Annotated in this window: 1 protein-coding gene; it reads right to left on the bottom strand. The window is 28.5% G+C overall.

Going from position 1 to position 1,217, the window contains the following annotated elements:
- Positions 1 to 412: 412 nt before the first annotated feature.
- On the bottom strand, positions 413 to 1,165 hold the full coding sequence (locus ACQCX0_RS00075) for an RsmE family RNA methyltransferase (RefSeq protein ID WP_462561988.1): 753 nt from the start codon (positions 1,163 to 1,165) through the stop codon (positions 413 to 415).
- Positions 1,166 to 1,217 lie beyond the last annotated feature (52 nt).

Below are 1,217 nucleotides of genomic sequence, written 5' to 3'. Positions count from 1 at the left end.
CGCTCTTCCGATCTATGATCATTACCTAGAAAAATTAGAACACAAATATTCTTGTTATGATGCTTATAGTTCCGGATTTATTGATAAATTTATAGATCTTAACATTGCTATTCTATAGTAATTATGATTATTTATTATTAGAATCATATCGAATATGAAGAAGATAGTTATAAATTATCAAATCTTCATGTAATAGTAAAATCTTTAAAATTAAGTATTCGTAATATTCTACAAATTAGTAAGAATATGAAATTATTGTATTAAAAAGTTTTATAATGGTAGGAATAGATAGGATTATAGAGGGACAGTATAGGTAATAATATGGGCAATAGTGGCTTTTTACCCCTAAATAATGGGAACCTGCCATTTAAAACCGCACTTTTTGATAGTAAATGCCACCGACTACATTAAGTTATTGAAAATCTCCGATAATAATCTGAAAAGCAGTAGCAGCTACTAAAGAAGCAGTTTCAGCCCTTAGGATTCTAGGGCCTATCTTAAGAGAAGTAATACTCTGTTGAATTCTTAAAAGCTCTTGTTCTTTTTTACTGAAACCACCCTCAGGACCCGTTAAAAAGCTAATATCCTTCTGTTGCTGTTGTCTTAGAGCAATACTTAGGAATAGTTCGGATTCTTGTTCATTTAACCATAAAATATTCTTAGGATAATTTAATAATAGCTCCTTTAATTTAAGAGTAGGGTTAAGTTTTGGAATATCTATTCTGCCACATTGTTTAACTGCTTGAGTGACTTTTTTTTGTAATTTTTCCAACTCTAAGGGATTATTCACAGTATGTTCGGTAATGACCTGAGTTAATTCTGTTACCCCAATTTCTACTAGTTTTTCAATTAAAAAATCCGTGGCATCCTTCTTTAAAGGAGCATAGATTATGTGTAGAGAATAATTCTTTTTAACATAATCTTGAATTTTATCTAAAATCAGTACTTTGAAGTAGTTCTTTTTAGGTTCGGTAATTTTAGCAACATATTCTCCACTATTATCATTAAAAACACTTACTAAATCTTCTTTTTGTAATTTTAGCACATTTGCTAAGTGGTATCCGTCATTTACATCTAAAATAATCTCTTGATCTTTTTGTAACTTATTTTGCACAAAAAGTCTGGTTTTAATTTTAAAAACCGGTTGTGGATTTATGTCTATCATATTAATTTACTTACTATTTACTAATTTGGTATAAAATATATTTTTATCTAAA

The sequence above is a fragment of the Candidatus Hepatincolaceae symbiont of Strigamia maritima genome, assembly GCF_055505085.1.
The sequence above is the reverse complement of the archived record's forward strand: the minus strand, read 5'-3'. Positions and strand labels throughout refer to the sequence as shown.